This window comes from Mycobacterium sp. 1245852.3 (assembly GCF_001669335.1).
Taxonomy (GTDB): Bacteria; Actinomycetota; Actinomycetes; order Mycobacteriales; family Mycobacteriaceae; genus Mycobacterium; species Mycobacterium europaeum_A.
This window is the reverse complement of sequence record NZ_LZLL01000547.1, coordinates 1-2,994: the sequence shown is the minus strand read 5'-3', so window position 1 is coordinate 2,994 and position 2,994 is coordinate 1. Positions and strand designations below refer to the sequence as shown.

Annotated in this window: 2 protein-coding genes and 1 pseudogene; 2 read left to right on the top strand and 1 reads right to left on the bottom strand. The window is 67.9% G+C overall.

Annotated features, from left to right (window positions below; genetic code table 11):
• Both A9W96_RS25315 and A9W96_RS25310 read left to right on the top strand, forming a co-directional pair.
• A pseudogene (locus tag A9W96_RS25315) lies at positions 1–134 on the top strand (PPOX class F420-dependent oxidoreductase); the annotation flags it as partial.
• Entirely contained in the window at positions 131–1,072 is a 942-nt protein-coding gene (locus A9W96_RS25310) for an MBL fold metallo-hydrolase (RefSeq protein WP_067143945.1), read from the top strand. The pseudogene A9W96_RS25315 and the gene A9W96_RS25310, both read left to right, overlap by 4 nt.
• A 93-nt stretch (positions 1,073–1,165) precedes the next feature.
• Here the strand turns inward: A9W96_RS25310 and dnaE are convergent.
• Positions 1,166–2,994: DNA polymerase III subunit alpha (gene dnaE, locus A9W96_RS25305; RefSeq protein WP_156765402.1), on the bottom strand; the 1,829-nt coding region annotated here is incomplete at its 5' end.

Here is a 2,994-nt window from a genome sequence, read left to right as displayed (position 1 = left end):
ACATCGTGCCGCTGATCAAGGTTCCCGGCGTGACCAACGTGCACCAAGACCTGTGCGCGAGAGAGAAGCTGCGGCGCGCCTGCGATCGCGGGGTGTGGCCGGGCAGCGTCATCGTGCGGGTGGAGCTGCCATGACACACGCGCCGGTGGCCGACCCGGTCCGCTCCCCCGGGATCCGCCAATGTTGCAGCGCCGCAGCGGGACTGGTGCTCGGCATGGTGCGTCCGCGGCGGCCCGACGAGCGGTTCATCCGCAGCGTCGCCGACGCCGGGCTACCGACGCCCGGCCGCACCGTGACGGTGACCGCGCTGCCCCAGGTGCCGCGGTCGGTGCCGACCGCGGCGATTGTCGAGGGCGCCTTCACGCCGGCGCGCATCGAGAACTCGCTGACGTCGTTCATCGTCAGCCACCCGGAGGCCACGTTCATCGTCGACCCCGCCGTGTGCGTCGACGTCGAGCGACGAGCGATCGCCCAACTGCCCGCGGTGCTGCGGGTCGCGGTCCGTCCCCCGGCCGACACCGTCCCCACCATCACCGCGCTGGGCCGGGCGCCCATTGCCGCGCCGTTGGATTTCGCGCTGCCCACCCACGCGCACTGGGACCACGTCTCGGGCCTGCTGGACCTGCCCGGGCTGCCCGTGCACCTGCACCGCACCGAACGCGACTGGATCGGCGCCGGGCCCGTCGCGCCCGTCGGCGGCGTGCGGGATTCATTGCGCGGCAGGCCCGTTGTCGAGTACGAGCTGGACGGGCCGCCGGTGCTCACCTTCACCCGAAGCCACGACCTCTTCGGGGACCAGTCCGTGCTGCTGGTCGACCTCGCCGGGCACACCCCGGGCAGCGTCGGGGTGCTCGCCCACACGGGACGCGGCTGGATCCTGATCGCCGGCGACGCGGCCTGGCACGCCATGCAGATCGAGATGGTCCGCCAAAAGTCAAGCTATCCGGGTCTTTTGGTGGACGAGGATCGCGAGCAGACCTTCAAGACCGTGCAACGACTGCACCTGGCGCGTCACGCGGTCACGATCGTCCCGACCCACGACCACCAGGCCGTGCTGGGGTTGAGCGCCTAGCCGCCGGCGCCCAGTGTGAAACCAGCTTCACGTTCGGTTGCGAGCGTGAAACCAACTTCACACTCGCGGAGATCGGGTGATCCGACGAAGCGCCTAGCCGCCCAGGCAGCCGGGGCCGAGCAGCGCCTTGAGGTCGCCCATCAGCGCCGGCGACGGCGTAACCCGCAGGGAGGCATCCAGTTCCAGCGTGGTGATGCGGTCCCCGCTGATCAGCCGCAGGTGCACCTGCGCCGTGCCGGGGTGGCGGGCCAGCACCTGCTTGAGCGCGGTGACCTTGTCGATGGTGCACTGGCGCGTCGGCAGGCTGACCGCCAGCGGCCGGTTCGGCTGCGCATTGGAGAAGTCCGGCACCACAAGCTCGTTGGCGATCAGCGCGACGCGGTCGTCGCGCAGCGAGACCTTGGCCTTGATCAGCACCACGACGTCGTCGGCGATGTCGGCCCCGTACACCGAGTAGGCCTGCGGGAAGAACATCACCTCGATGCCACCGGTGAGGTCCTCCAATTGGGCTGACGCCCAAGGCATTCCGTTCTTGTTGACCCGCCGGTTGACCGACGCGAGGATGCCACCCACCCGCACCTGGGTGTCGTTGGGGACATCGCCGTCGAGGATGGCCGGGATCTGGGTGTCGACCTGAGCGGTCAGCAGGTGCGCCACCTGGTTCAGCGGGTGCCCGGACACGTAGAGCCCCAGCATCTCTCGCTCCAGGGCGAGCTTGTGCTTGTCCTCCCACTCGTCGTCGGGCACTTTGATGTTGAACACGGAATCGCAGCCGACCCCATCTTCTCCGCCGCCGAACAGGTCGAACTGGCCCATGGCCTCGGCCTTCTTGGTGCCCAGCACCGAGTCGACCGCGTCGGTGTGCACCAGGAACAGGCCCTTGCGGGCATGCCCCAGCGAGTCGAAGGCGCCGGCCTTGATCAACGACTCGGTGACCTTCTTGTTGCAGGCCGCCACGTCGATCTTGTTCAGGTAGTCCGAGAAGTCGGTGAACTTGCCCTTGCCGTTGCGGGTGCCGATCAGCGAGCCGACCACGTTGGCGCCGACGTTGCGCACCGCGCCCAGTCCGAAGCGGATGTCGCGCCCCACCGAGGCGAAGTTCACTAGGGACTCGTTGACGTCCGGCGGCAGCACCGTGATGCCGAGCTTGCGGCAGTCGGCCAGGTAGACCGCGGCCTTGTCCTTGTCGTCGCCCACCGACGTCAGCAGGCCGGCCATGTACTCGGCTGGATAGTTGGCCTTCAGGTAGGCCGTCCAATAGGAGACCAGCCCGTAGCCGGCCGCGTGCGACTTGTTGAACGCGTACCCGGCGAACGGAAGAATGGTGTCCCACAAGGCTTTCACCGCTTTTTCGGAGAAGCCGTTGGCGGTCATGCCTTCGTAGAAGCCCTTGTACTCGGCCTCGAGCACCTCGAGCTTCTTCTTGCCCATCGCCTTGCGCAGCGCGTCGGCCTTGCCCATCGTGTACGAGGCGACCTTCTGGGCGATGAACATGATCTGCTCTTGGTAGACGATCAGGCCGTACGTCTCGGCCAGGATCTCGCGCAGCGGCTCCTCGAGCTCCGGGTGGATCGGCTTGACCGCCTGACGACCGTTCTTGCGGTCGGCGTAGTCGTTGTGGGCGTTCATGCCCATCGGCCCAGGGCGGTACAGGGCCAGCACCGCGACGATGTCGTTGAACTCGGTGGGCTGCATGCGGCGCAACAGGTCCCGCATCGGCCCGCCGTCGAGCTGGAACACGCCCAGGGTGTCGCCGCGGCCGAGCAGCTCGTAGGTGGGCTTGTCGTCGAGCGGCACCGACTCCAGGTCGAGGTCGATTCCCCTGTTGGACTTGATGTTCTCCAGCGCGTCGCCGATGATCGTCAGGTTGCGCAGGCCCAGGAAGTCCATCTTCAGCAGGCCGATGGCCTCACACGACGGGT